This window comes from Rhizobacter sp. J219 (assembly GCF_024700055.1).
Classification (GTDB): Bacteria; Pseudomonadota; Gammaproteobacteria; order Burkholderiales; family Burkholderiaceae_C; genus Rhizobacter.
The window spans coordinates 2,280,117-2,302,784 of record NZ_JAJOND010000001.1; the positions used below are offsets into that span (position 1 = coordinate 2,280,117).

At 66.7% G+C, this 22,668-nt stretch carries 21 protein-coding genes, 1 tRNA gene and 2 pseudogenes; 9 read left to right on the top strand and 15 right to left on the bottom strand.

The features are described from left to right. Window positions 1-11: 11 nt before the first annotated feature. The 4 genes from LRS03_RS10340 to LRS03_RS10355 form a co-directional block, all read right to left on the bottom strand. Window positions 12-383, bottom strand: coding sequence for a hypothetical protein (locus tag LRS03_RS10340; RefSeq protein ID WP_257825348.1), 372 nt, complete (start codon window positions 381-383; stop codon window positions 12-14). Continuing rightward, complete coding sequence (locus LRS03_RS10345) at window positions 380-2,584, bottom strand: toll/interleukin-1 receptor domain-containing protein (protein WP_257825349.1); 2,205 nt, start codon at window positions 2,582-2,584, stop codon at window positions 380-382. The genes LRS03_RS10340 and LRS03_RS10345 overlap by 4 nt, the downstream gene beginning before the upstream one ends. Next, window positions 2,581-3,192, bottom strand: coding sequence for a hypothetical protein (locus LRS03_RS10350; RefSeq protein ID WP_257825350.1), 612 nt, complete (start codon window positions 3,190-3,192; stop codon window positions 2,581-2,583). The genes LRS03_RS10345 and LRS03_RS10350 overlap by 4 nt, the downstream gene beginning before the upstream one ends. Window positions 3,193-3,265: 73 nt before the next feature. Further along, the gene (locus LRS03_RS10355; RefSeq protein ID WP_257825351.1) at window positions 3,266-3,616 is read right to left on the bottom strand and encodes a hypothetical protein; all 351 of its coding nucleotides are present in this window, start codon (window positions 3,614-3,616) and stop codon (window positions 3,266-3,268) included. 44 nt (window positions 3,617-3,660) lie between these two features. Between LRS03_RS10355 and LRS03_RS10360 the strand changes: the two genes are divergently transcribed. The 7 genes and pseudogenes from LRS03_RS10360 (at window position 3,661) to LRS03_RS10390 (ending at window position 11,268) form a co-directional block, all read left to right on the top strand. Beyond that, window positions 3,661-4,590, top strand: coding sequence for an alpha/beta fold hydrolase (locus tag LRS03_RS10360; RefSeq protein WP_257825352.1), 930 nt, complete (start codon window positions 3,661-3,663; stop codon window positions 4,588-4,590). 50 nt (window positions 4,591-4,640) lie between these two features. Then, a protein-coding gene (prfB, locus tag LRS03_RS10365) for a peptide chain release factor 2 (RefSeq protein WP_257825353.1) occupies window positions 4,641-5,745 on the top strand; the annotation gives its coding sequence in 2 pieces (ribosomal slippage) (window positions 4,641-4,721 and window positions 4,723-5,745; 1,104 coding nt in all). A 34-nt stretch (window positions 5,746-5,779) separates the two neighbouring features. Next, entirely contained in the window at window positions 5,780-8,476 is a 2,697-nt protein-coding gene (gene pepN, locus LRS03_RS10370) for an aminopeptidase N (protein ID WP_257825354.1), read from the top strand. Then, window positions 8,473-9,489, top strand: coding sequence for a class 1 fructose-bisphosphatase (locus LRS03_RS10375; protein ID WP_257825355.1), 1,017 nt, complete (start codon window positions 8,473-8,475; stop codon window positions 9,487-9,489). Before pepN ends, LRS03_RS10375 begins: the two co-directional genes overlap by 4 nt. Before the next feature lie 65 nt (window positions 9,490-9,554). Further along, a pseudogene (locus tag LRS03_RS10380) lies at window positions 9,555-10,227 on the top strand (histidine phosphatase family protein). Further along, a complete protein-coding gene (locus tag LRS03_RS10385) occupies window positions 10,209-10,781 on the top strand; it encodes a hypothetical protein (RefSeq protein WP_257825356.1) in 573 nt (190 codons plus the stop codon). The pseudogene LRS03_RS10380 and the gene LRS03_RS10385 overlap by 19 nt, the downstream one beginning before the upstream one ends. 85 nt (window positions 10,782-10,866) lie before the next feature. Further along, complete coding sequence (locus LRS03_RS10390) at window positions 10,867-11,268, top strand: hypothetical protein (protein ID WP_257825357.1); 402 nt, start codon at window positions 10,867-10,869, stop codon at window positions 11,266-11,268. A gap of 8 nt (window positions 11,269-11,276) precedes the next feature. Here the strand turns inward: LRS03_RS10390 and LRS03_RS10395 are convergent, their stop codons facing one another. The 10 genes and pseudogenes from LRS03_RS10395 to LRS03_RS10440 form a co-directional block, all read right to left on the bottom strand. Further along, window positions 11,277-12,722 carry a DUF294 nucleotidyltransferase-like domain-containing protein gene (locus LRS03_RS10395; protein ID WP_257825358.1) on the bottom strand — a complete coding sequence of 482 codons (1,446 nt, stop codon included), beginning with the start codon at window positions 12,720-12,722 and terminating at the stop codon, window positions 11,277-11,279. Beyond that, window positions 12,722-13,297, bottom strand: coding sequence for a 3'-5' exonuclease (locus LRS03_RS10400; RefSeq protein ID WP_257825359.1), 576 nt, complete (start codon window positions 13,295-13,297; stop codon window positions 12,722-12,724). Before LRS03_RS10400 ends, LRS03_RS10395 begins: the two co-directional genes overlap by 1 nt. A gap of 8 nt (window positions 13,298-13,305) precedes the next feature. After that, window positions 13,306-14,850, bottom strand: coding sequence for a PAS domain-containing protein (locus LRS03_RS10405; protein WP_257825360.1), 1,545 nt, complete (start codon window positions 14,848-14,850; stop codon window positions 13,306-13,308). Further along, window positions 14,851-15,225, bottom strand: a complete 375-nt coding sequence (locus LRS03_RS10410; RefSeq protein WP_257825361.1) for a response regulator transcription factor — start codon at window positions 15,223-15,225, stop codon at window positions 14,851-14,853. Continuing rightward, window positions 15,222-17,969 (bottom strand): sensor histidine kinase, encoded by a 2,748-nt coding sequence (locus LRS03_RS10415; RefSeq protein ID WP_257825362.1) that lies wholly within the window; start codon window positions 17,967-17,969, stop codon window positions 15,222-15,224. The genes LRS03_RS10410 and LRS03_RS10415 overlap by 4 nt, the downstream gene beginning before the upstream one ends. Before the next feature lie 17 nt (window positions 17,970-17,986). After that, window positions 17,987-18,187 carry a hypothetical protein gene (locus LRS03_RS10420; protein WP_257825363.1) on the bottom strand — a complete coding sequence of 67 codons (201 nt, stop codon included), beginning with the start codon at window positions 18,185-18,187 and terminating at the stop codon, window positions 17,987-17,989. A gap of 61 nt (window positions 18,188-18,248) precedes the next feature. Further along, window positions 18,249-20,374: pseudogene (locus tag LRS03_RS10425) on the bottom strand (sodium:solute symporter family protein). Between the two features lies 1 nt (window position 20,375). Continuing rightward, window positions 20,376-20,633, bottom strand: coding sequence for a DUF4212 domain-containing protein (locus tag LRS03_RS10430; RefSeq protein WP_257825364.1), 258 nt, complete (start codon window positions 20,631-20,633; stop codon window positions 20,376-20,378). A gap of 75 nt (window positions 20,634-20,708) precedes the next feature. Next, a complete protein-coding gene (locus LRS03_RS10435) occupies window positions 20,709-21,236 on the bottom strand; it encodes a tetratricopeptide repeat protein (RefSeq protein ID WP_257825365.1) in 528 nt (175 codons plus the stop codon). A 41-nt stretch (window positions 21,237-21,277) separates the two neighbouring features. Then, window positions 21,278-21,619, bottom strand: coding sequence for a hypothetical protein (locus LRS03_RS10440; protein WP_257825366.1), 342 nt, complete (start codon window positions 21,617-21,619; stop codon window positions 21,278-21,280). 182 nt (window positions 21,620-21,801) lie between these two features. On the opposite strand from LRS03_RS10440, the gene LRS03_RS10445 reads away from it, so the two are divergent. Beyond that, window positions 21,802-21,877, top strand: a tRNA-Thr gene (locus LRS03_RS10445). Between the two features lie 69 nt (window positions 21,878-21,946). After that, a complete protein-coding gene (locus tag LRS03_RS10450) occupies window positions 21,947-22,369 on the top strand; it encodes a VanZ family protein (protein ID WP_257825367.1) in 423 nt (140 codons plus the stop codon). Between the two features lie 12 nt (window positions 22,370-22,381). Here LRS03_RS10450 and LRS03_RS10455 read toward each other — a convergent pair whose 3' ends face one another. Next, window positions 22,382-22,648: a hypothetical protein gene (locus LRS03_RS10455; protein WP_257825368.1), complete on the bottom strand. Its 267-nt coding sequence runs from the start codon at window positions 22,646-22,648 to the stop codon at window positions 22,382-22,384. Window positions 22,649-22,668: the final 20 nt, after the last annotated feature.

Sequence of the window (22,668 nt, forward strand, 5' to 3'; positions counted from 1 at the left end):
GCGGCGCGCAACTACTTGGCGCGGTTCTGAATAAGCGGGTCCAGCACCGCCGTGAGCTTCGAAGACACCTCGGTCACGCTGACGTTGTAGGCGTAGGCCAAGCCGTCGACGTTCTTCGCCACCGCCGTCGCGAGCTTGCCCGAGCGGTCTACCTTGACCGGCCCGAAGGCCTTCTTTGCACCGGGAGAGGTGAAAACGATCGCACTGCCATCGGTGGGGAAGGCATAGCCCTTGGTGTCGAGCTTCCACTGCACCGTGACTTCGCCATCCGGCAATTCGGTCAGGTCCAGCAGTTCAGGCGAGACCGCCAGCTGAATATGCAAGCCCGCAGCCTTGCGATAGGCGACCACGTGCACGGTCACGGAATGGCTCTTTTTCGTCATTTTCGAACTCCGGGGGTAGGGGAGAAATTGCCTCCGCCCTGCGCGGCATGCAATCGGTTGACAAGATCGGCGAACGCAGGGTGCCGGTAGGACGACTTAAAAACTCTGTCGGCGAGCGCGCTGGCTCCCCGCACGTCACCGAGGCGCAGACGAGCTGCTGCGAGCGGGGTTAGAACCGCGCCATCGCTGAGTGTCGAAAAGGGTTCCAGCAGTTGCTTGGACGTCTCGAGCGTCCCCACGTCTTCCACTCCGACAGAGCGCTGCAAATCTCTCAGAGCCAAGCTCGCGTTCGCAAGCTCCACGGAAAGCTTGACCCGATCAGGAGCTTCTGGATGGATTTTTGGGATCGACGTCGTCAAGAAGCGCTCGATTTCACCAATGAGCAGTAGCCGCTGTTCTCGTGTCTCGGCGAATGCAGGCGCAAGAGCCAGCCTTCTAGCGTTCACGCGGATCTGATCGCTAAGCCCGGGTGTCCCTTTGGCGTTGAAGCGTCGCACACAAGAATCCGCTTGAAGAAAGGACTCTTTCGCGGCCACAACACGGCCCATTGCGGCCTGAGTTTCAACCAGTCGCAGCCAAGCAATACATGCGTGGCTCTGCCAAAACTGGTTATCTGCGTCTGTGCGCAATAGGTCAGCAGCCAGGCGCACAGCACCTAAGCTGTTGCGCTCCGCCTCGGCGACGTTGCCCAATGACAACTCATAGAGACTAAGTTCATTGAGGGGGCTCAAGAGGCCGCGCTGCGCTACCGCGTTCTTCGCGGCCGGGTCTACGGCGCTGAAGATGTGGAACTTTTTGCGCTGCTGCTGCAGCGCGAGCCGGTAGTCGCCCATCAACGCATGTGCATCAGACAACCATCCGTACGTCTGACCCAATTCGAACTCGAGTTCCGGCCGCTGCGCTGCAAGTCCGACAAACACCTCACCCGACCTGGTGAGAGAGTCAACCGCCTCACGCGGGCGTCCCATGTCCAGCAGCACCGTTCCAAGATTGCTGTACGCAAAGCCAACCTCCGCGCGCCAGTCCGGGTTGCGCGGATCGAGCTGCACCAGACGTTCCGCCAAACGAAGGTATTCACGAAAGCTCGCCTCAGCCGTCGGCCCGTCGGCTCGCTTCCACGCGGCATAGCCCACCCAATACACGCTTTGCGCATGGTCGAAGACACGCTGCCCGTCACCGGGTGCTTTCGCCAGCAGCAGCGCCGTCGTCTGTGCAGCCTGCTCGAAGGCTTTCTGCGCTTCGGCGCTTTGTCCACGAAGGTCGCGGATCTCGCCGATCAAGTGCATCGCACGCGACCGATGCCCGAGTGCTGTGGCGTCGAGGCTCGCAGCCTCCTGACCCGTGTAGTAGCCGAGCGCCTTTTCGCCGACCGCATCGAGCACCTCCAGCCGCCCCACCGGCTCCAGCTTCTTGCGCAGATCCCCGAGCATGAACTCGATCAAGCCTTCCGCCTGCTGACGCTGGTACTGCGCCTCGTTGCGCGCTTGCACCGCCATCACGGCGAGAAACGCAAACACCACCACGCCCACCACCGATGCCGACGCAAGCGCGGTGAGCCAGCGCACGCGGCGTTGAACGTCGCGCCGCACCAGATCGTCGAACGGCACCCCGAGCATGCCGGCCACGAGCTTGAGCATGGCGCGGTGCGCACCATCGCCCTGTTTGCGCATGTCGGCCGCAATCGGCTCCAGAGGCTCGCCCTCCGCCTTGCCTTCAGGCGTCAACGCCCGCCGCAGCGCCGGAGGAAAACACTCTTCCGCCTCGTGCCCCGGCATGTCGCTCGCAAACGGCTCACCTCTCGCAATCAGCGCGAGCACACGCCGCTCGCCGTGCAGCTTCTTGAATTCGATGATCTCGCGGTTGACCCAGGGCGAGCGTGCCGCGTCAGGCGTGCACACCACGATCAGCCAGCGGCTGCGCGACAGGGCCTCCTGCACGCTGCCCTTGAGGTCGGCGCCGGCATGCAGCTCGTCGCGATCACGAAACACCGGTGACACGCGCGGCGGCACCACGCCGTGCGAGGTCTCGCGCCCGACCAGGCGCTTGGGCACGCGGTAGGTTTCGAGCTGCCGCTGCAGCCGCTTGGCGATCGCCTTGTCGTGGTGGCTGTAGCTCAGGAACGCCCAGTACCGGTAGCCGTCCGCCGGCTCGGCGGCTGCAGGCGCAGCCGGCTCGGAGGGCGAGACGAGCGTGAGCGTCACGTGGCCCTCATGAGGTAAGACACCGTCGCTGCCATCTGCGCCGGCCCGCATCGCCGCGACGGCGCACCTTCATATGCGCTGAGGCCCCGTGCCGGCTGCCCCTGGCGTTGCCAGACCAGCACCGGCGCTGCGCGCAGGTCGGTCGACACGTGCACGACCGGCATTCGGCGCCGGCAGGCGGCGTCAACCACCTCGGCGGTGCCGCCACGGCCCTGCGCCGGGTGGCCGTCCCACAGGGCGATCAAGAGGTCGGAGCGGTCGAGCAAGGCCTGCCCGGCGCGGTGATAGGCCTGCGCGCTGAAGCCGTGGCGCCCCGGCAGTTCGGTCACATGGTCGGCCCGGCGCAGCAAAGCCTCGAACTCGCGGCGCGATTCGGCGCTCGGAAAGTCCCGGGCGTACGCCTCGCGATCGAACGGCAGCACCGCGTGCAATCCGTACCCCGCCTCCAGCGCCAAGCGCGCCACATGGCGGTCGGCCCCTTCGGCGAGGCCGCACACGAGCATCAGCGACACCACGCCAAGTGCCCGCGCCCGCTCGGCGGCCTGCGCAAGCAGCGGCTGCACCTGCGGCGTGAGCCGGTCGAGCTGGCGTTGTGAGATTCGGTTCAAGCGATGCCCCGTCACACCGATGTTCAAAGCCCGGGTCGCGTCTTGCGGCACAAGCTGCCCTCCCCTGCCGCGGTCAGTCGAGCTTGTCTTTGCTGATGGCGAGTCGCGGCTCCCGAAGCATAGTGGACCGCGTGACACTTTCCACACTTTGCGACTGCGGCGGTGTTGTCGTGCGCATCGCCTGTGCCACGGGCTGCGACGGGGCTGCGAACGCCGAGACGGCAAACGCAGCCACCGCGAGCACCGCCGCCAGGCTCCACATGGCCGACAGCAGCACCGTGGCCGGGCGCTCGAACTGTGTCTTGAAGAAGAACATGGCGTGCTCGACGGGCGTGCTGAGATGGCCGCACTGTCCGCCCCGCCCGGCGGAGGCGTCTTGAACCAGTCCTGAAAAGTCCTGAAACCTGCAGCGCTGCGCTGTCACGGCTTCGACAGCAGGCGCGGCAGCCGGCTCCTAAGATGGCCCGCATGACCGACACCGCCTATGTGGCGCGGCGAGCCAGCCGCAGCGAATTCCTCCCCATCCGGGGCCTGAAGTACCACTTGCGCCACTGGGGCGACCCCAAGACCGTCAGCCCCGAGCGGCCGCCGCTCCTGATGATGCACGGCTGGATGGACGTGGGCGCCTCGTTCCAGTTCGTGGTCGACGCCCTGCCGGACGACCGCTACGTGGTCGCCGCCGACTGGCGCGGCTTCGGCCTCACCGAAACGCCCAACGAAGACAGCTACTGGTTCGCCGACTACCTGGGTGACCTCGACGGCATCGTCGACGCGGTGCTGAAACCCTTCCCTGGGCTGGAGCAGATCGACCTCGTCGGCCACAGCATGGGCGGCAACGTCGTGATGCTCTACGGCGGCGTGCGGCCGGCGCGCATCCGTCGGCTCGTCAACCTCGAAGGCTTCGGCATGCCGGCCACCGTGCCCAAGATGGCCCCCAAGCGCTACGCGATGTGGCTCGACGAACTGAAGCAGCCAGTGGAGATCCGCCCGTACGCGAGCCAGGCCGCGGTGGCAGCGCGCCTGCAGAAAACGAACCCGCTGCTGCCGGCCGACCGGGCCCACTGGCTCGCAGGGCACTGGGCGAAGCAGGACGAAAGCGGCCTCTGGCAGATCCTCGGCGACCCGGCACACAAGCGCAGCAACCCGCTGCTCTATCAGCGCGACGAGGTCATGGCCTGCTGGGCACAGATCACCGCCCCGCTGCTGTGGGTGGAAGGCGACCAGACCGAGGCGGGCAAGTGGTGGAACGGCCGCTACAGCAAGGACGAGTTCCACGAGCGGCTGAAGGTGATGACCTCCCCCGTCACCAAGGCCGTGCTCGCCCCGGCCGGCCACATGCTTCACCACGACCAGCCCGAGGCATTGGCCCGCCACCTGGAGGCCTTCCTCGCCGGGTGAGCATTGCCCGGCGTGACACAATTGCGGGCTTCAAAAAAAGGGCTCGCAACATGGACGTCGAACACATCAATGCCATTGGCAACTCCCTGGCCGACCTGAGCAAACGCACGGTCGACCTTCGGGGGTATCTTTGACTACGACCGCAAAGCACTCCGACTGAACGAAGTCAACGCCGCGCTGGAGAACCCCAAGGTCTGGGACGACCCCAAGCGTGCGCAGGAGCTGGGGCGCGAGAAGCGCACGCTGGAGCAGGTGGTGGAGACCATCAACCACCTGACCACCAACCTGGCCGACAACTCCGAGCTGTACGACATGGCCAAGGCCGAGGGCGACGAAGGCTCGCTGCTGGCCATCGAGGAAGAGACGGCCAAACTCGAAGAGACCGTCAAGCAGCTCGAATTCCGCCGGATGTTCAACAACCCGGCCGACCCGAGCAACTGCTTCATCGACATCCAGGCCGGCGCCGGTGGCACCGAAGCGTGCGACTGGGCCAGCATGCTGCTGCGCCAGTACTTGAAGTACTGCGAGCGCAAGGGCTTCAAGACAACGATGGAAGACGAGACGCCGGGCGACATCGCTGGCATCAAGAGCGCCACCATCAAGGTGGAAGGCGACTACGCCTTCGGCTTGTTGCGCACCGAGACCGGCGTGCACCGCCTGGTGCGCAAGAGCCCGTTCGACTCGGCCGGTGGCCGGCACACGAGCTTCGCGTCGCTCTTCGTCTACCCCGAGGTCGACGATTCGATCGAGATCGAGATCAACCCGTCCGACGTGCGCACCGACACCTTCCGCGCGAGCGGCGCCGGCGGCCAGCACATCAACAAGACCGACTCGGCGGTGCGCCTCACGCACATCCCGACCGGCATCGTGGTGCAGTGCCAGGACGGCCGCAGCCAGCACAGCAACCGCGACGTGGCCTGGAAGCGCCTGCGCTCGCGCCTGTACGACCACGAGATGCGCAAGCGCATGGAAGAGCAGCAGAAGCTCGAGGACGGCAAGACCGACGTGGGTTGGGGCCACCAGATCCGCAGCTACGTGCTCGACCAGAGCCGCATCAAGGACCTGCGCACCAACGTCGAGATCTCCAACACCCAGAAGGTGCTGGACGGCGACCTCGATGCGTTCATCGAAGCCAGCCTGAAGCAAGGCGTGTGAGGCTGGCGCCTCAGACAAGAACGGAGACCAACGAATGCGTGAAGGCACCGCCCCCCTGATCCGCCGCGAAGACTACGCCCCGCCGGCGTACTGGATCCGCACGGTCGACCTGACCTTCGACCTCGACCCGGTCAAGACGCTGGTCATCAACCGCATGCAGGTCGAGCGCAACAGCGCGCTGCCGCCGCAGCCGCTGCGCCTGCATGGCGAAGACATCACGCTCACGCGCGTGCTCGTCAACAACGAGTCGGTATCGTTCCGCCACGAAGACGGCCTGCTGGTGATCGACAACCTGCCGAGCGAGCCCTTCACGCTGGAGATCCGCAACACCTGCTGCCCCGAGAAGAACACGCAGCTGTCGGGCCTCTACACCTCGGGCGGCGGCTTCTTCACGCAGTGCGAGGCCGAAGGCTTCCGCCGCATCACCTACTTCCTCGACCGGCCGGATGTGATGGCGGTCTACACCGTGACGCTGCGCGCTGCGAAGAAGCAGTACCCGGTGCTGCTGTCCAACGGCAACCTCGTCGAGCAGGGCGAGATGATGGCCGGCGTCTACGGCCCTCGTCACTATGCGAAGTGGCATGACCCGTTCCCGAAGCCGAGCTATCTCTTCGCGCTGGTGGCCGCCGACCTGGTCACGCGCGAGCAGCTGATCCGCACGCGCTCGGGCAAGGAGCATCTGCTGCAGGTGCACGTGCGCCGCGGCGACCTCGAGAAGACCGAACACGCGATGAACTCGCTCATCGCCTCGGTCGTGTGGGACGAAGCCCGCTTCGGCCTGCCGCTCGACCTGGAGCGCTTCATGATCGTCGCCGTCGGCGACTTCAACATGGGCGCCATGGAGAACAAGGGCCTGAACATCTTCAACACGAAGTACGTTCTGGCCAACCCGGCGACCGCCACCGATGTCGACTACGCCGGCATCGAGAGCGTGGTCGGCCACGAGTATTTCCACAACTGGACGGGCAACCGCATCACCTGCCGCGACTGGTTCCAGCTGAGCCTCAAGGAAGGCCTCACGGTCTTCCGCGACCAGGAATTCAGCATGGACATGGCCGGCACGCCCACCGCGCGGGCCGTCAAGCGGATCGAAGACGTGCGCACGCTGCGCCAGGTGCAGTTCCCCGAAGACGCCGGCAGCATGGCTCACCCGGTGCGGCCCGACAGCTACGTCGAGATCAACAATTTCTACACCGCCACCGTCTACGAGAAGGGCTCGGAGGTGGTGCGCATGATGCAGACCCTGGTGGGCCGCGAGGGCTTCGCCAAGGGCATCACCAAGTACTTCGAGCGCCACGACGGCCAGGCCGTGACCTGCGACGACTTCGCGCAGGCCATCGCCGACGCCAACCCCGACAGCGCGCTCGCCACGCTGCTGCCGCAGTTCAAGCGCTGGTACAGCCAGGCCGGCACGCCGCGCGTCACCGCGCGTGGACGCTACGACGCCCATACCCGCACCTACACCCTGGGCATCGAGCAGACCGCCCTGCCCTCGCCGGGCCAGCCAGTGAAGCAGGCTTACGTCATTCCGCTGGCGATGGGGCTCGTCGGCCGCGACGGCACCGCACTGCCGCTGCAACTGGAAGGCGAGGCCGCCCCGGTGGGCACCGAGCGTGTGCTGGTGCTCAACGAGGCGCGCAGCTTCTTCACCTTCGTCAACGTCGACCAGGAGCCGGTGCCTTCGCTGCTGCGCGGCTTCTCGGCGCCGGTGGTGCTCAACGACCACCTGAGCGACGCCGATCTGCTGGTGCTGCTGCAGCACGATTCCGACGCCTTCAACCGCTGGGAAGCCGGCCAGCGCCTCGCGCTCAACCGACTGCTCGCCGGCGTGAACGGCACGGGCCCCGCGCAGCTCGACGACGCCTTCCTCGACGCCATGCGGGCGGTGCTGCGCCATCCCGAGCTGGATGCCGCCTTCAAGGACCTCGCCCTCACGTTGCCGAGCGAGGGCTACGTCGCCGAGCAGCTGACGACGGTCGACCCGCAGCGCATCCACGCGGTGCGCGAAGGGATGCTGCTGCAACTGGCGCAAGCCCTGCGCGCCGATTGGGAGTGGGCTTACGAGGCGCACCAGGTCAAGGGCGGCTACTCGCCCGACCCGATCTCCTCGGGCCGTCGCGCGCTCACCAACCTGGCACTGGCCATGCTGTGCCGCGACGCCGTCGCCCGCCACGACGCCATCTGGCCCGGCCGCGCCTACGAGCGCTTCAAGGACGCCGGCAACATGACCGACCGGCTGGGCGCACTCGTCGCCCTGGTGCATGCGCATTCCGAGCTGGCCGAGCTGGCACTGCGGCGATTCCACACCATGTTCAAGGACGAGGCCCTCGTCATCGACAAGTGGTTCGCGCTGCAGGCCACCGCGCCCGAGAAGGACGGCCGTGTCTTCGAGCGCGCCAAGATCCTGCTCAAGCACCCCGACTTCTCGCTCAAGAACCCCAATCGCGCCCGCAGCCTGATCGCCGCGCTGTGCATGAACAACCCGGCCGCCTTCCACCGCGCCGATGCGGCGGGTTATGTGTTCTGGGCCGAGCGCATCATCGAGCTCGACAGCATCAACCCGCAGCTCGCCGCCCGCCTGGCGCGCGTGATGGACCGCTGGACGCAGCTCGCCGAGCCCTACCGCTCGGCTGCGGCCGAGGCACTGCGCCGTGTGGCGGCCAAACCCGATTTGTCGAGCGACGTCGCCGAGATCGTCAATCGCGCCCTGCAACAGGAAACCACGACATGAGCAACAAACGAGTCAGCCTGACCCAGTACCTGGTCGAGCAGCAGCGCCAGCACGGCCACATCCCGGCCCAGTTGCGCCTGCTGATCGAGGTGGTGGCCCGCGCCTGCAAGCGCATCAGCATCAGCGTCAACAAGGGCGCGCTGGGCGACGTGCTCGGCTCGGCCAGCAGCGAAAACGTGCAGGGCGAGGTGCAGAAGAAGCTCGACATCATCGCCAACGAGGTGCTGATCGAGGCCAACGAATGGGGCGGTGCGCTGGCGGCGATGGCCAGCGAAGAGATGGAAGGCATCTACGTGGTGCCCAACCGCTACCCCCAGGGCGAGTACCTGCTGCTGTTCGACCCGCTCGACGGCTCGTCGAACATCGACGTCAACGTGAGCATCGGCACCATCTTCTCGGTGCTGAAGAAGCCGGGCGACCACGAAGGCGTGGCCGAGAAGGATTTCCTGCAACCCGGCAAGCAGCAGGTGGCCGCCGGCTACTGCGTCTACGGCCCGCAGACCACGCTCGTGCTCACCGTGGGCGATGGCGTCACGATGTTCACGCTCGACCGCGAGCAGGGCTCGTGGGTGCTGACCGCCGAAGACGTGAAGATCCCCGAAGACACGAAGGAATTCGCGATCAACATGAGCAACATGCGCCACTGGGCGCCGCCCATGAAGCGCTACATCGACGAATGCCTGGCCGGCAAGACCGGCCCGCGCGGCAAGGACTTCAACATGCGCTGGATCGCCAGCATGGTGGCCGACGTGCACCGCATCCTCACGCGCGGCGGTGTATTCATGTACCCCTGGGACCAGCGCGAGCCCGAAAAGCCCGGCAAGCTGCGCCTGATGTACGAGGCCAACCCGATGGGCTTCCTCGTCGAGCAGGCGGGCGGCGCGGCGACCAACGCCAAGCAACGCATCCTCGACATCGAGCCGGGCAAGCTGCACGAGCGCGTGAGCGTGGTGCTGGGCTCGAAGAACGAGGTCGAGCGCATCACGGCCTATCACAACGAGGCCAAAGCCTGAGGTGAACCCGCGGGCCGTCGCAACCGCGACAGGGCCCGCCGCTGCCGACCCGGGACAATCCGCGCATGGGAACCGTCTACCTCGTGCGCCACGGCCAGGCCTCCTTTGGCGCTGACAACTACGACCAGCTGAGCGAAGCTCGGCATGCGCCAGTGCCGACGGCTGGGCGAGTACTTCCGCCACAAGGGCATCCGGTTCGACGCCGCGCTCGTCGGCACGCTCGAGCGCCAGAAGCAGTCGCTGGCCTGCATCGCCGAAGGCCTGCAGACGCCGATCGAGCCGCTCTCGTGGCCCGGCCTCAACGAGTACGACAGCAAGGCGGTGGTGCAAGCCATCCACCCCGAGCCACTGGAGCGGCCCACCACACCGGAACTCGTGCGCGAGCACTTTCGCCTGCTGCGCGAAGGCCTCGCCGCCTGGATCGAAGGCAGGACGAAGCCCGAGGGCATGATCAGCCACGCCGATTTCGTCAGCGGCATCACGAGTGCGCTTGACCATGTGCGGGCCACGCACTACAAGAAGAAGGTGCTGGTCGTCTCGAGCGGCGGCCCGATCTCGACCATCGTCGCCCACACGCTGGGCGCGCCGCACAACGCGATGATCGAGATCAACCTGCGCATCCGCAACAGCTCGGTCAGCGAGCTCACCTTCACGCCGAAGCGGCACTCGCTCGTGACATTCAACACGCTGCCGCACCTCGATCACCCCGACCACGCGTCGTGGATCACCTACGCCTGAGGGCGACGGCGTACAAGAGTCGGCGCATCCGCTGTAAGCTTGCCGTCAGTAAAAACTGGCGGCTCACAGACATGGCATCTGTCTATCGGAAGACGGCAAAAGGTCAGACGGAGATCGAAACCCGCGTCAACCGGCTCGTGCCGAGATTGCGCACGGCGCTGATCCTGGTCGATGGCAAGCGCACCGACGACGAGTTGCGCAAGATGATCGCCTCCGAGCCCGACGAGGTGCTGGCCATCTTGCTGGACCAGGGCTACGTCGAGGTGATTGCCACCACGCCACCGCCCCGCAGCAGCCAGGCCGCGGCAGCGCCCGCCGCCGATGCCGCCCACTCCCCCCGCAAGCTCGACGAAACGCGCCGCATGGCGGTGCGCTTCCTGAACGACCAGCTCGGGCCCTCGGCCGAGACGCTGGCGCTCAAGATCGAGCGAGCCGCCAACTGGGCCGAGTTGAAACCTCACCTCGAAATGGCGGAGCACTTCTTGCGCTCCGGCCGCGGCCCGGCCGTGGCCCAGGAGTTTTCCGACAAGTTCCTGGCGCCGCCGGCCGCCTGAGAAGGTGTGAGCGCGCATCACGCCAACGTGCGAACATTCCGCCCGTGTGCCCGCGCCGGGTGCGCATGGTGCCGGGAGGTGAGCCATGGACGCGATGCAGTCGATCCGCAAGCTGGGGTTTCGCAAGTGGTACGAGCGCACCCTGCTGCGATGCCACGGCAACCTGGTGCTGCTGCTGCTGGCCATGCTCGGGCTGCTGATCGGCGCCGAGGCCTACAGCCATGAATTGCCGGTCTCGTCGCAGCTGACCCTGCTGGCCTGTGCCGTCGCGAGCGCCGTGATCGGCTACTGGGCGTTGCGCGGCTACTTCAAGCTGATGCGCGAGGCCGAGTTCGCGGCCGACCAGGCGGTCTGCTCGCAGTGCGAGACCTACGGCCGATGGGACATCACCAGCGAAGACCGCGCCCACAAGACGATGCAGGTGCGCTGCCGAAAGTGCGGCCACCCCTGGCAGATCGCGCTGCTGTCGACAGACGCCACCCCCTAAGGAAGTTCTCAGCGCCGGTAGTCGAAACCGATGCGCTGCTGCAGGCGGCGCCCCACGCGCAGTGACTCCTTCAGCATGCGCCGGTCCATGTCGTTGAGCGTGGCCAGGTCGATCAGGTTGGGGTTGCCCGCCGCGCCGGGCTCGCGCCGCAGCTGGGCGCGCAGGCGCAGCATCTGCACGAACTCGAAGGCGCTTACCCACGACTCGCTCTCGCGCGTGGGCACCTTCAGGGCCAAGCCGGCCGCCAGCAGGCGCTCACGGGTGTTGGTGCCGCTGCCACCGGTGGCCAGCGTGAAGAGGCGCGCCGCGTCGACAAAGATCATCGAACCGTGGAACTTGAGGTCGAACAACTCCTGCCCGGCCTGGCGGTCGGCCTCGATGCGGCCCAGCCAATCGAGCGCCGCGGGGTTGCTGAGCGCGTTCTCGGCCATCTGCTTGAGAAAGCGCGGCAGGCGCACGGCATCGCGCGCCACCAGCTCGCGCAGCGGGCGGATCAGCGCCAGGCAGCCGGTGAGCGGGCGAAAGTCGAAGTAGATGCAGGCGTTGAGCAGGTCGGCCGGCGCACCGTGCTGCATCCAGTGATCGAAGCGCGCACCCCACTCGGCCACGCTCATGCAGCAGCCGGGCTCGCCGGCCATCACCAGGCCCTTGCACAGCGGGTAGCCGCAGGTGGCCAGCGCCTCGTTGACGCGCCGCCCGAAGGCAAGCCACTGCGGGCGGTCGCGCTCGGGGTCGTCGCTGGCGAACACCAGCCCGTTGTCCTGGTCGGTCGCGATGGTCTGCTCGGAGCGGCCCTCCGAGCCGAAGCACAGCCAGCAGGCTCGCTGCAGATCGACGGCGCACTCGGCGGCGAGCAGCTGCACCAGGCGCTCGGTCAGCCGGTCGTTGAGATGGCTGATGAGCAGCGTGAGCTGCCGCGCCGCCACGCCATGCGCCAGCAGCTCATGCGCAAAGCCGCGGATCTGGTGCGCCGCCTCGGCCAGCGAAGGCACGTCGGTGGCGCCGCGGATGGCCGCGCTGAGCGGGCGCAGCGTCAGGCGTTGCAGCGCAAACACGTCGCGCTCGGAGATCAGGTTGACGACCCTGGCCCCATCGGTCACCGGCACATGCCGCACGCCCTGGCGCGACATCAGCAGCGCCGCATCGTGCAGCGTGTGCTGCACGGTGAGCGTGTGCACCGGTGCGCTCATCACCTGCGAGATGGGCGTGTGCAGCGGCAGCTGCGGCAGGGTCACGCGGCCGATGATGTCGTCGCGGGTGAGGATGCCCACCGCCGCCCCGTCACCGTCGAACACCAGCAGCGAGCCGATGCGCCGCTCATGCATGGTGGCCAGCGCGTCTTGCAGCGGCGTGTGCGGCGGCACGCCGATGGGCAGCTTGCGGCGCAGCTCGCCAAGCGCCGATTCCTGGCTTTGCTCGGCCAGCGTGGTGGAGCCGGGGTCGACCTCGTCCATCAGTATTCGAGCCTCGCGTAGTGGGACTTCTGCGATGCCTCGCGCGCCTGCCCGAGGGTGCGGATGCCGCGCTCGGCCAGCAGCGGCAGCAGCTTGATGAAGACCTCGCCCGTGAGCATGGCGTCGCCCAGTGCCGTGTGGCGGCCGATGGTGGCCACGCCCAGGCGTGCCGCAATGCGCTCCAGCTGGTGCTCGGCGTCGGGGTGGCCGGGGTGGGCCAGGGCCGAGAGCATCAGCGTGTCGAGCACCGGCTGGCTGAACACCACGCCGGTACGCGCCTCGGCCAGCTGCAGGAAGCGCATGTCGAAGGCCGCGTTGTGCGCCACCAGCACGGTGTCTTGGGCGAAGCGCGCAAAGAGCGGCAGCACCTGCTCGATGCCGGCCTGCCCGGCCAGCATCTGCGGCGTGATGCCGTGGATGGCCTGCGACTCGCGGCTGACCGCGCGCAGCGGCTGGATCAGCCGGTCGAAGCACTCGTGGCGCAGCAGGCGGCCGTTGACAACGCGTACCGCACCCACCGAGATGATCTCGTCGCCTTCAGAGGGCGCAAGGCCCGTGGTCTCGGTGTCGAACACCGTGTAGCTCAGCTCACTGAGCAGGCACTCGTCGAGCTCCGGGGCTGCGGGTGCTGCGACTGAAGAGGTCGAAGTCGTAGTAGATCGGCCGGCTCGCGAGCTTCGCTCACCCCCAGCGCCACCGGGGCCGGGCTGGCCGAGGGCAGCTGCAGGCACAGGCCCGAGACGCCACGCGACGGCTCGGTGTGCGACCACATCTCGGCGCCATGGCGCAGCAGCAGCGCATCGACCGAGGGGCCGTCGGCACCACCGGCCTCGGCCTGCCACAGACGCAGGTCTTCGCGCTGCGGTGCCGGGCCGCTCCAGTTGAGCGACATGCGCACGAAGCGGCCCGAGGCCGCCGTCTCGATGACCACCGAGCGCAGCTTGAGGGCCGCAGCCACCCGGCCCACCAGGCGACTGAGCGTCTGAACCAGCGCATGGCTGTCGACCCGCACCCACAGCGGCTCGGGCGGGTCGCTGCAGGCCACCGTCAGGCCCAGCTCGCGCTCCAGCTGACGTTGCAGCGCAAACACCAAGTCGACGGCCAGCATGTCTTCGAGCGGCCAGGCCACACCGGGTGCCTGCGGCTCGGCTGCGTCGGCCGCATCGAGCCGAGCCGACATGGCCTGGGCCTCGTCGCGGATCACCGCGGCAAAGCGCAGGCGCTGTGCGGTCTCCATGTCGGGAAACTGCAGCACCGTCTCGGCAGCTGCGCGGATGTTGGCCAGCGCCGCGCGCGAGCCCTCGGTCAGCTGGCGCATCAGCTGCTCGCGCCGGTTGTCGGACGCGATCGACTGGGTGATGTCTTCGAGCATCAGCACGAAGCCGCCCACCTCGCCCTGGGTGTCGAGCACCGGCGCCATCTGCACCCGCAGCAGCCGGTCGCCGCGGGTGGTGACGAAGTGCGCCACCGGGTGGTCGGCATGTTGCTCCAGGCGGCGTGCGATGCGGTCGAGTGCGTGCACGATCTGGCTGCGCTCCAGGATGCCGAAGATCGAGCGCCCCAGGCCCAGCGGCACGGCCCCTTGCGGGGGCGCATCGCTCGCGAGCAGCTGGGCCGCGCGCGGGTTGTAGAGCAGCACCCGGCCCTCGGCGTTGCACACAAGCACGCTCTGCGCCAGCTCGGACATCAGCGCGGCCAGCCGGTTGCGCTCTTCGGCCAGGCTCTGGTGGGCTTCGTCCACGCGCTGCTGCACCTGGCCGGCCAGCCGCGCGTGCACGTCGGCAAAGACATTGATGGCGTCCCCCAGCAGGCGCATCTCGAAGCCGCCTTCGATGCTGACGCGGTGCGCCGGGTTGACGCTGTGGATCAGCGCCAGCTCCTCGGCCATGCGCAGCGCGCGCGACGGGTAGGCACTGAACCACCAGCGCAGCAAGCCCCCCAGCAGAAACGGCAACAGCATCGCCAGCATCACGATCAAGGGCGTGCGAGGCGCCATCAACGCCGCCATCTGGGAGCGCTCGGTGGCGTCGAGATCCATCCACACCGCCGCCGCGACGGCACCCAGCAAGGCGTAGGCCAGCAGCGTCAACACCGCCAGCCTGAGTGCGAATCGGATGCGGTCAGACACTCAGTGCGCCCCCAACAGTGCACGGATCTGCGTCAGCAGTTCCTGCGTGGAAAACGGCTTGGTGACATAGGCATTGGCACCCAGCGCCATGCCCTTGCTCACCTCGATCTCGCGCCCCTTGGCGGTGAGCATCACGATCGGCATGCCGGCCAGCGCCGGGTTCTCGCGCACGTTCTGGCAGACCTCGAAGCCCGACACGCGCGGCAGCATCACGTCGAGCAGCACCAGGTCGGGCGGGCCGGCGGCGATGGCGTCGAGCGCCTCCTGGCCGTCGCGCGCCACCACCACGCGGTAGCCGTCACGCTGCAGCAGGTATTCGAGCGAGATGACGATGTTGGGCTCGTCGTCGGCGATGAGGATGGTCTTCTGGGTCATGACTGGCTCCCCGTGCCGCCAAGTGGCAAGGTCAGTGGCAAGGTGAATGAGAACGTCGCACCGTGGCCCGGCTCGCTCACCACCCACAGGCGCCCACCGAAGTGCTGCACGATCTGGCGGCTGATGGGCAGGCCCAGGCCGGTGCCCTGCGGCTTGCCGGTCAGCGTGTCGCCCACCTGGCGAAACTTCTCGAAGATGAGCTCCTGGTCTTGCGCCGCCACGCCCACACCGTTGTCGGCCACGTCGACCTGCAACTCATCGGGCCGCACGTGCAGCGCGATGCTGATGCGCCCGGTGTCCCGGGGGCAGAACTTCACGGCGTTGGAGATCAGGTTGAGCATCACTTGCATCAGGCGGTCATGGTCGGCTCGCACCATGGGCACGCGCTCGGGCAGCGCCAGCTCAAGCGAGACACCATGCTCGCGCAACAACTGGCCGGTGGTCGAGACGGCTTCATGGATCACCTCTTTCAGGTCGAGCTCGGTGGCGTGCCACTCGGCATTGCCCGATTCGAGCTTGGAGAGGTCGAGCACCTGGTTGATCATGCGGGTGAGGCGCTCGCTCTCCTTGACGATGATCATGACGAAGCCATCTCGCTGCGCCACCGGCATCTGCGGGTCGTTGTGCAGGATCTCCGAGAAGGCGCGGATCGAGGTGAGCGGCGTGCGCAGCTCGTGCGTCACGGTCGAGATGAAGTCGTCTTTCAGCCGGTCGAGCTCTTTCAGCCGCTCGTTGGCCGCGCGCAGCTCGGCGGTGGCGACCTCCAGCTCGCGTGACTTCTGCTCCAGCTGGTGGCTGTAGGCGATGACCTGCGAGGCTTCGTCGAGGATGTTGAGCACCTCGTCCATGCCCAGCGGCTCTTCCTTCACCACCGAGGCCAGCATCACCCGGGCCGACGAGGCGCCGATGGCGCCGGCCAGCAGGTTCTCGGCAAAGTGCATCAGGTCGGGGTCGGGCGTGAATCCGGCGGCCGAGGCCACGCCGCACTGCGCGGCGTATTGGGCAAAGGCCTCGTCGGCGCGCTGCGGCCCGAGAAAGCGCCCCACCAGGGCCACCACCTCCTGCACCGAGGCGCTGCCGCGCCACAGGCTTGAGCTTCGGTGGGCGAACTTGAACGCATCGACGAACAGCAGCGCCTGGGCGCGGTCGCGAATGCTTTGCTGCCCGAGCAGCGAGACCGCCGCATAGCCCCCCACGTTGAACAGCATGCTCCAGAACATGGCGTGGCTGATGTCGTCCATGCCCTTCAGGCCGAACAGCGCCAGCGGCTTGAGCGGCTCGATGCCGAAGGGCCCGTGCTCGATGAACGACAGCGGCAGCCAGCCCGACTTGGCGAACGAGGGCAGCAGCAGCGTGTAAGCCCACAGCAGAAAGCCCAGCGTGAGCCCGGTGAGCGCGCCGGCGCGGGTGCCCTGGCGCCAGTACATGCCGCCCAGCATGGCCGGCGCAAACTGCGCGACCGCGGCAAACGACACCAGGCCGATGGCCACCAGGGCATACGCCTCGCCCGCGATGCGGTAGTAGGCGTAGCCGAGCATCATCAGCAGCACGATGGCGCTGCGCCGGATGCGCAGCAGCAGGCGCGGCAGATCGCGGCGCGTGGCGACCGACTTCCAGCGCAGCAGAACCGGCATCACCAGGTCGTTGCAGATCATGGTCGACAGCGCGATGGTCTCGACGATCACCATGCCGGTGGCCGCCGACAGCCCGCCGATGAACACCAGCAGCGCCAGCGCCTCCTGCTTGTGCACCATGGGCAGCGTGAGCACGAAGGTGTCGGCGTCGATCTGCCCGGCAGGGAACTGCATCAGCCCGGCAAAGGCGATCGGCAGCACGAAGATGTTGATCGCCAGCAGGTAGGCCGGCAGCAGCCACATCGCCTTGGCCACATGGTTCTCGTTGACGTTTTCCACCACGCTGATCTGGAACTGGCGCGGCAGGAACAGGATGGACAGCATCGAGAGAAGGATCAGCCAGGCCCACGAGCTGTAGGTGCCCGCCGAGCCACCGAGGGTGAGCAGCTGTTCGATGTTGGGCAATTGCGCAGCGCGCTCGAAGACATCGGCAAAACCGCCGTAGAGGCCGAAGGTGACGAACACCCCCACCGCCAGGAAGGCGAGCAGCTTCACCAGCGACTCGAAGGCCACCGCTGCGACCATGCCCTCGTGGCGCTCGGTGGCGTCGAGGTGGCGGGTGCCGAAGACGATGGTGAAGGCGGCGAGCAGCAGCGCCACGTAGAGCGCGGTGTCTTGCAGCAGGCCCACGGGCGCACCCTTGGGCGGCATCTCCACCAGGGGGTATTGCAGCAGGATGATGAAACTGGTCGAGACCGCCTTCAGCTGCAGTGCGATGTACGGGATGATGCCCACCACCGCGATCACCGTGACCAGCCCGCCCAGCAGGCTGCTCTTGCCGTAGCGCGCGGCGATGAAGTCGGCGATCGAGGTGATGCGGTTGACCTTGCTGATGCGGATCATCTTGCGCAGCACCAGCCACCACAGCGCCGCCACCAGCGTGGGGCCGAGGTAGATCGGCAGAAAGCCGACGCCCGTGGCCGCCGCGCGGCCCACGCTGCCGTAGAACGTCCAGGAGGTCGCGTAGACCGCCATCGACAGCGCATAGATGTAGGGGTTGGCGATGATCGAGCGGCCGGCATCGGCCCGCTTGTCGCCGTAATAGGCGATGGCGAACAGCACGCCCAGGTAGGCGAAGGAGGTGAGCAGGATCACGCCACCGAGCAGCATGGGTGCCCTTCTTCGGATCAGCCGGTGGAGCGCTCGACCACCAGGGCCATCAAGGCGATGAGCCCGATCCACACGCCGAACAGGTAGGCGTAGAGCACCGGGATGCCCCACACCGTGCCACCGGTGTTGAACAGCGACAGCAGCGGAAAGCTGAACAGCAGGCAACCGAGCACGAAGAGTGCGATCAGCCGCTGGGCATGGAGCGCGCGATGTGTCATGGCTCTCCAGTAAAAAAGCCCCGCTCCAGGGAGCGGGGCTTGGGTCAGGCAAGTGCCGGTATCAGGCCTTGCCGAGCTTCAGGTCAGGGTAACGCACGTGCTCCACGAGCTCTTGCGTGTCCTTGCGCGGGGGCGGCGTGATCAGGCTCACGATGATGATCACCGCAAAGCCGATCGGCACACCGAAGAGGCCGGCCGAGATCGGCTGGATGCCCCACCACAGCTCGACCGGGCTCGTCACGCCGAAGATGCCGCGCAGCCAGGGTTGCGTGGTGACCATGTAGTAGAAGGTCGTGCCCAGGCCGGCAATCATGCCCAGCGACGCGCCCCACTTGTTGGCCCGCTTCCAGAAGATGCCCAGCACCAGCGCCGGGAAGAACGCCGCTGCCGCGAACGAGAACGCCGCCGAGACCAGGAACAGGATGTCCGCCGGTTTCTGCGCCGCCACCGCCGCAGCCGCGAGGGCCACGATCAACAGCAAGGCCTTGGAGATGGCAACACGGCGGCTCGTGGGAGCGTTCGGGTCGATCATCTTGTAGTACAGGTCGTGCGACAGCGCGTTGGCGATGGTCAGCAGCAGGCCGTCGGCGGTCGACAGCGCAGCCGCCAGGCCACCCGCCGCCACCATGCCCGAGATCACGTATGGCAAGCCACCGATCTCTGGTGTGGCCAGCACGATGATGTCGCCACCGATCTTCATCTCACCCAGCTGGAACAGGCCGTCCTTGTTGATGTCGACCACCGAGAGCAGCGCCGGGTCGACACGCGCCCAGTTGGTGATCCACGCCGGTAGCTGATCGAAGGGGGTTCCCACCAGCACGTTGAAGACCTCGAACTTCACGAGCACCGCCAGGGCCGGCGCAGTGAAGTAGAGCAGGAAGATGAAGAACAGCGACCAAGTCACCGACTCGCGCGCTTCCTTCACCGACGGCGTGGTGTAGTAGCGCATCAGGATGTGCGGCAGCGCAGCCGTACCCACCATCAGACAGAACACCAGCGCCAGGAAGTTTCGCCGCGAGGTGTCGAAGGTCTTCTTCTCGGCCTCGGTCCCCTCGGGGTTGCCGGCGTAGATCTGCGCATGGCGCGGCATACCACCCAGTGGCTTGGCACGGGCCTCGTTGGCGGCCTTGGCGGCCGTCCACGCCTTCTTGGCCTCGTCTTCGGTCTTGGGGAAGTCGTCCAGCGCCTTCTTGGTGGCCTGGGTGTCGGCCATCGGTGCGTTGGTGCGCTGCTGTTCGGCCAGCTTGAGCCCAGCGCCTGGCGGTCGGCCTGCATGGCGGCGGGAATGTTTTTCAGCTTGGCATCGAACTCGGCAGCCTTGGCCTTGAAGGCGTCGATGACTTCCTTCTCCTTCGGGTCGGCCAGCAGCGCGGTTTCACGCGCGGTGACCTTCTCCAACTGGTAGCCGTAGACCGCCTGCGGCACCGGCACGCTGGTCTGCTTCACCGACAGCCACACCACCGGCACCAGGTAGGCAATGATCAGGATGATGTACTGGGCCACCTGCGTCCAGGTGACGGCACGCATGCCGCCCAGGAACGAGCAGACCAGGATGCCCGCCAGCCCCACGAAGATGCCGACCTCAAAGGCCAGGCCCGAGAGCCGCGCGGTGATCAGGCCCACGCCGTAGATCTGCGCCACCACATAGGTGAACGAGCACAGGATGGCGGCGATGATGCCCAGCAGGCGCGGCAGGTTGCCTTCGAAGCGTGCCCCGAGGAAGTCAGGGATGGTGAACTGGCCGAACTTGCGCAGATACGGCGCGAGGAACAGCGCCACCAGGCAGTAGCCGCCCGTCCACCCAAGGATGAACGCGAGGCCGCCGTAGCCGGTGAGGTACAGCGTGCCGGCCATGCCGATGAACGAGGCCGCGCTCATCCAGTCGGCGCCGGTTGCCATGCCGTTGTAGACCGCAGGCACACGCCGGCCTGCCACGTAGTACTCCGACGCATCGGTGGTGCGGCTCATGATGCCGATGCCGGCATACAGCGCCACCGTCGAGAACAGGAAGATGTAGCCGATCCAGTTTCTGGACAGACCCATCTGCTCCAGGATGGCCAGCACGATGATGAAGGCGATGAAGCCGCCGGTGTACCAGCCGTACACCTTGTTGAGCTGCGACTTGAACGCCTTCTGCGACGACGCGTTGAGCGCGCCGCCACCGGTTCCAGGGGTTACGCCAGCCATGTCATTCCTCCTCGGCAACGCCGTGCTGTTGGTCCAGGCGGTTCATGTAGCGGGCATAGAACCCGATGATGATCACGTAGACGATCAAGGCCCCTTGCGCGGCCACCCAGAAGCTGAACGGCCAACCGAAGAAGCTGAAGTTCAGGTCGCGGGCGAAGTACCCGATCACAAAGGTGACAAAGAACCAGACGAACAGAAGAATCCCGGTGATCCGGAGATTCGCCCGCCAGTACTGGTGGTGTCTTTCACTCAGTTGCATGGTCTCTTCCTCCAAAGTTGCCCCCGGGAATGGCCCGGCGCCTTTTACCTACCCTGTCGGTGACCACTGCGCATGTCACGGCCCGAGCCCTGTTTCGCGCGTCAGCTGCGCAGCCACCTTGGGCTCGAAGCCCTCGAGGTGGCGGATGATCCGCCGCGTCTCTTCGGGCTCGTGACGATCCATGTGCACCCGGGCCAGCTGGTACCAGCCGTAGGGGCTCATGGGCTGCAGTTCGGTGTTGCGCTTAAGGGCGGCGATGGCCTCGTCGAAGCGCTGCAGGTGAATCAGGGTGAGGCCGAGGCCGTACCAGCCACGGTCGAGCTTGGGGTCGAGGGCCAGGGACTGGCGGAAGGCCGCCTCGGCATCGGCATAGTGGGTCTCGGCCTCCAGCAGGAAGGCAAGGTTGAACCAGTCGGCCGCACTGCGCTGCGGGTGCGCGGCCACCAGGTTCTGGGCATCGGCGATGGCGCCTGCGCGATCGCCGCGCTGCGCCCGCAGGTGAGCCCGGCTTGAAAGCGCGTAGGCGTCTTGCGGCCAGCGCGCGAGCATGCCGTCGAACACGCGCTCGGCCGCCCCGTGTCGCCCGATGAGCAACCACAACATGGCACGCAGCTTGTCGCGCCAGTAGTCAAACCCAGACCCGTTCAGCGACATTGATCGACTCCGATCTGCAAGCACAGGTTGACCTTCGTCAGCGTGGCAATCAACCACACCATGCTGAGCAGCACGAAGGCTGCCAACGGGATGTGACGGTCAATCACGGCACGTGGCGTGATCAGCCTCACACCTTTGACAAAGGGATTGGTCAGCACCTGCAGCATGCGGTAGAAGAAGTTCGTCTCGCGCTTGCCTCCGACGAGCAGCCCCAGAAGAAACTGACCGACCAGCGCCATCAGCGCAATCTCAGCCACCAGCTTGATCGACGACACAAGCAACAGCATGTGAACCTGTGATGATTTGAGCTGCCCGACTGTGGATTTGCTCACCTTACGGCTTGCTGACAGGAAGTCGCCCCCACGCGCTTCCCCTCTTCTGGCTAACCCTTGCACGAACCTGAAGATGCGCTCGTCCGCGCCTTGCCCGGGTTAACCCCTGAAGGTGCAAGACCACGACCCGCCGCCCGACGCGGCGCGGTCAAAGTGCCCCGCTATAATGCCGGGCTTCACCTGCCGGTGTAGCTCAGTTGGTAGAGCAGCGCATTCGTAATGCGAAGGTCGAGGGTTCGACTCCTTTCACCGGCACCACTGTCAAACGCCTGAAGCCAACGACTCGCATGATGCGGTTCGTTGGCTTTCTGGTTTCTGGACAGACCCATGGCCATTTCGATGTCGACAAACCCCCTTGCGCGCCGGATCGCCGGCGTGATCCACGCCCCCCAGCCCTGGCGCTGGCTGCTATTCGTACTGGTGGCGGTGGTGTGCTACCTGGCACTTGCGCCCGTGCCGCCGAAAGATGTCGACCTGCGCTGGGACAAGTTGAACCACGCCTCGGCCTTCACGGCCCTCACGTTGGCGGGCTGCCTCGGTTTTCCGGGTTCACGCAGGCTGGTGCTGCGCGTGCTGCTGGGTTTGCTGGCCCTGGGCGGGCTGATCGAGATCGTGCAGTACTTCGTGCCGGGCCGCAGCTGCGAATGGTTCGATCTGCTGGCCGATGCGGCGGGCATTGCCATCGGTCTGGGCCTCGCGTTGATCGCACGGGCCTGGGCCCGGCGTGGAGCGCCGCCGCCGGGCAGATAAGCGCGGAGCGGCTTACTGCTTGCGGTGGTGCAGCCGCTCCCAGTAGGAGACGGCCTTGCTGACCCAGGCCCGGTAGTGCGGGTCTTGCGCCGAGTAGTAGGGGATGCCGCGCTCCACGAAGCGGGCCGCGGCGCTCGCCAGGGCGGCATCGCTGCCTTGCGAGTGTTCGATCTCCTCTTCCAGCGCATGCAGCGCCACGAAACGCGGCATGGGATCGGGGGCCAGCAAGCCTTCGCGGAAGGCGATGGCGTCCATTTCGGCGGCGGTGTGTGCAGACATGCGAGGCTCCAGACAGGCTG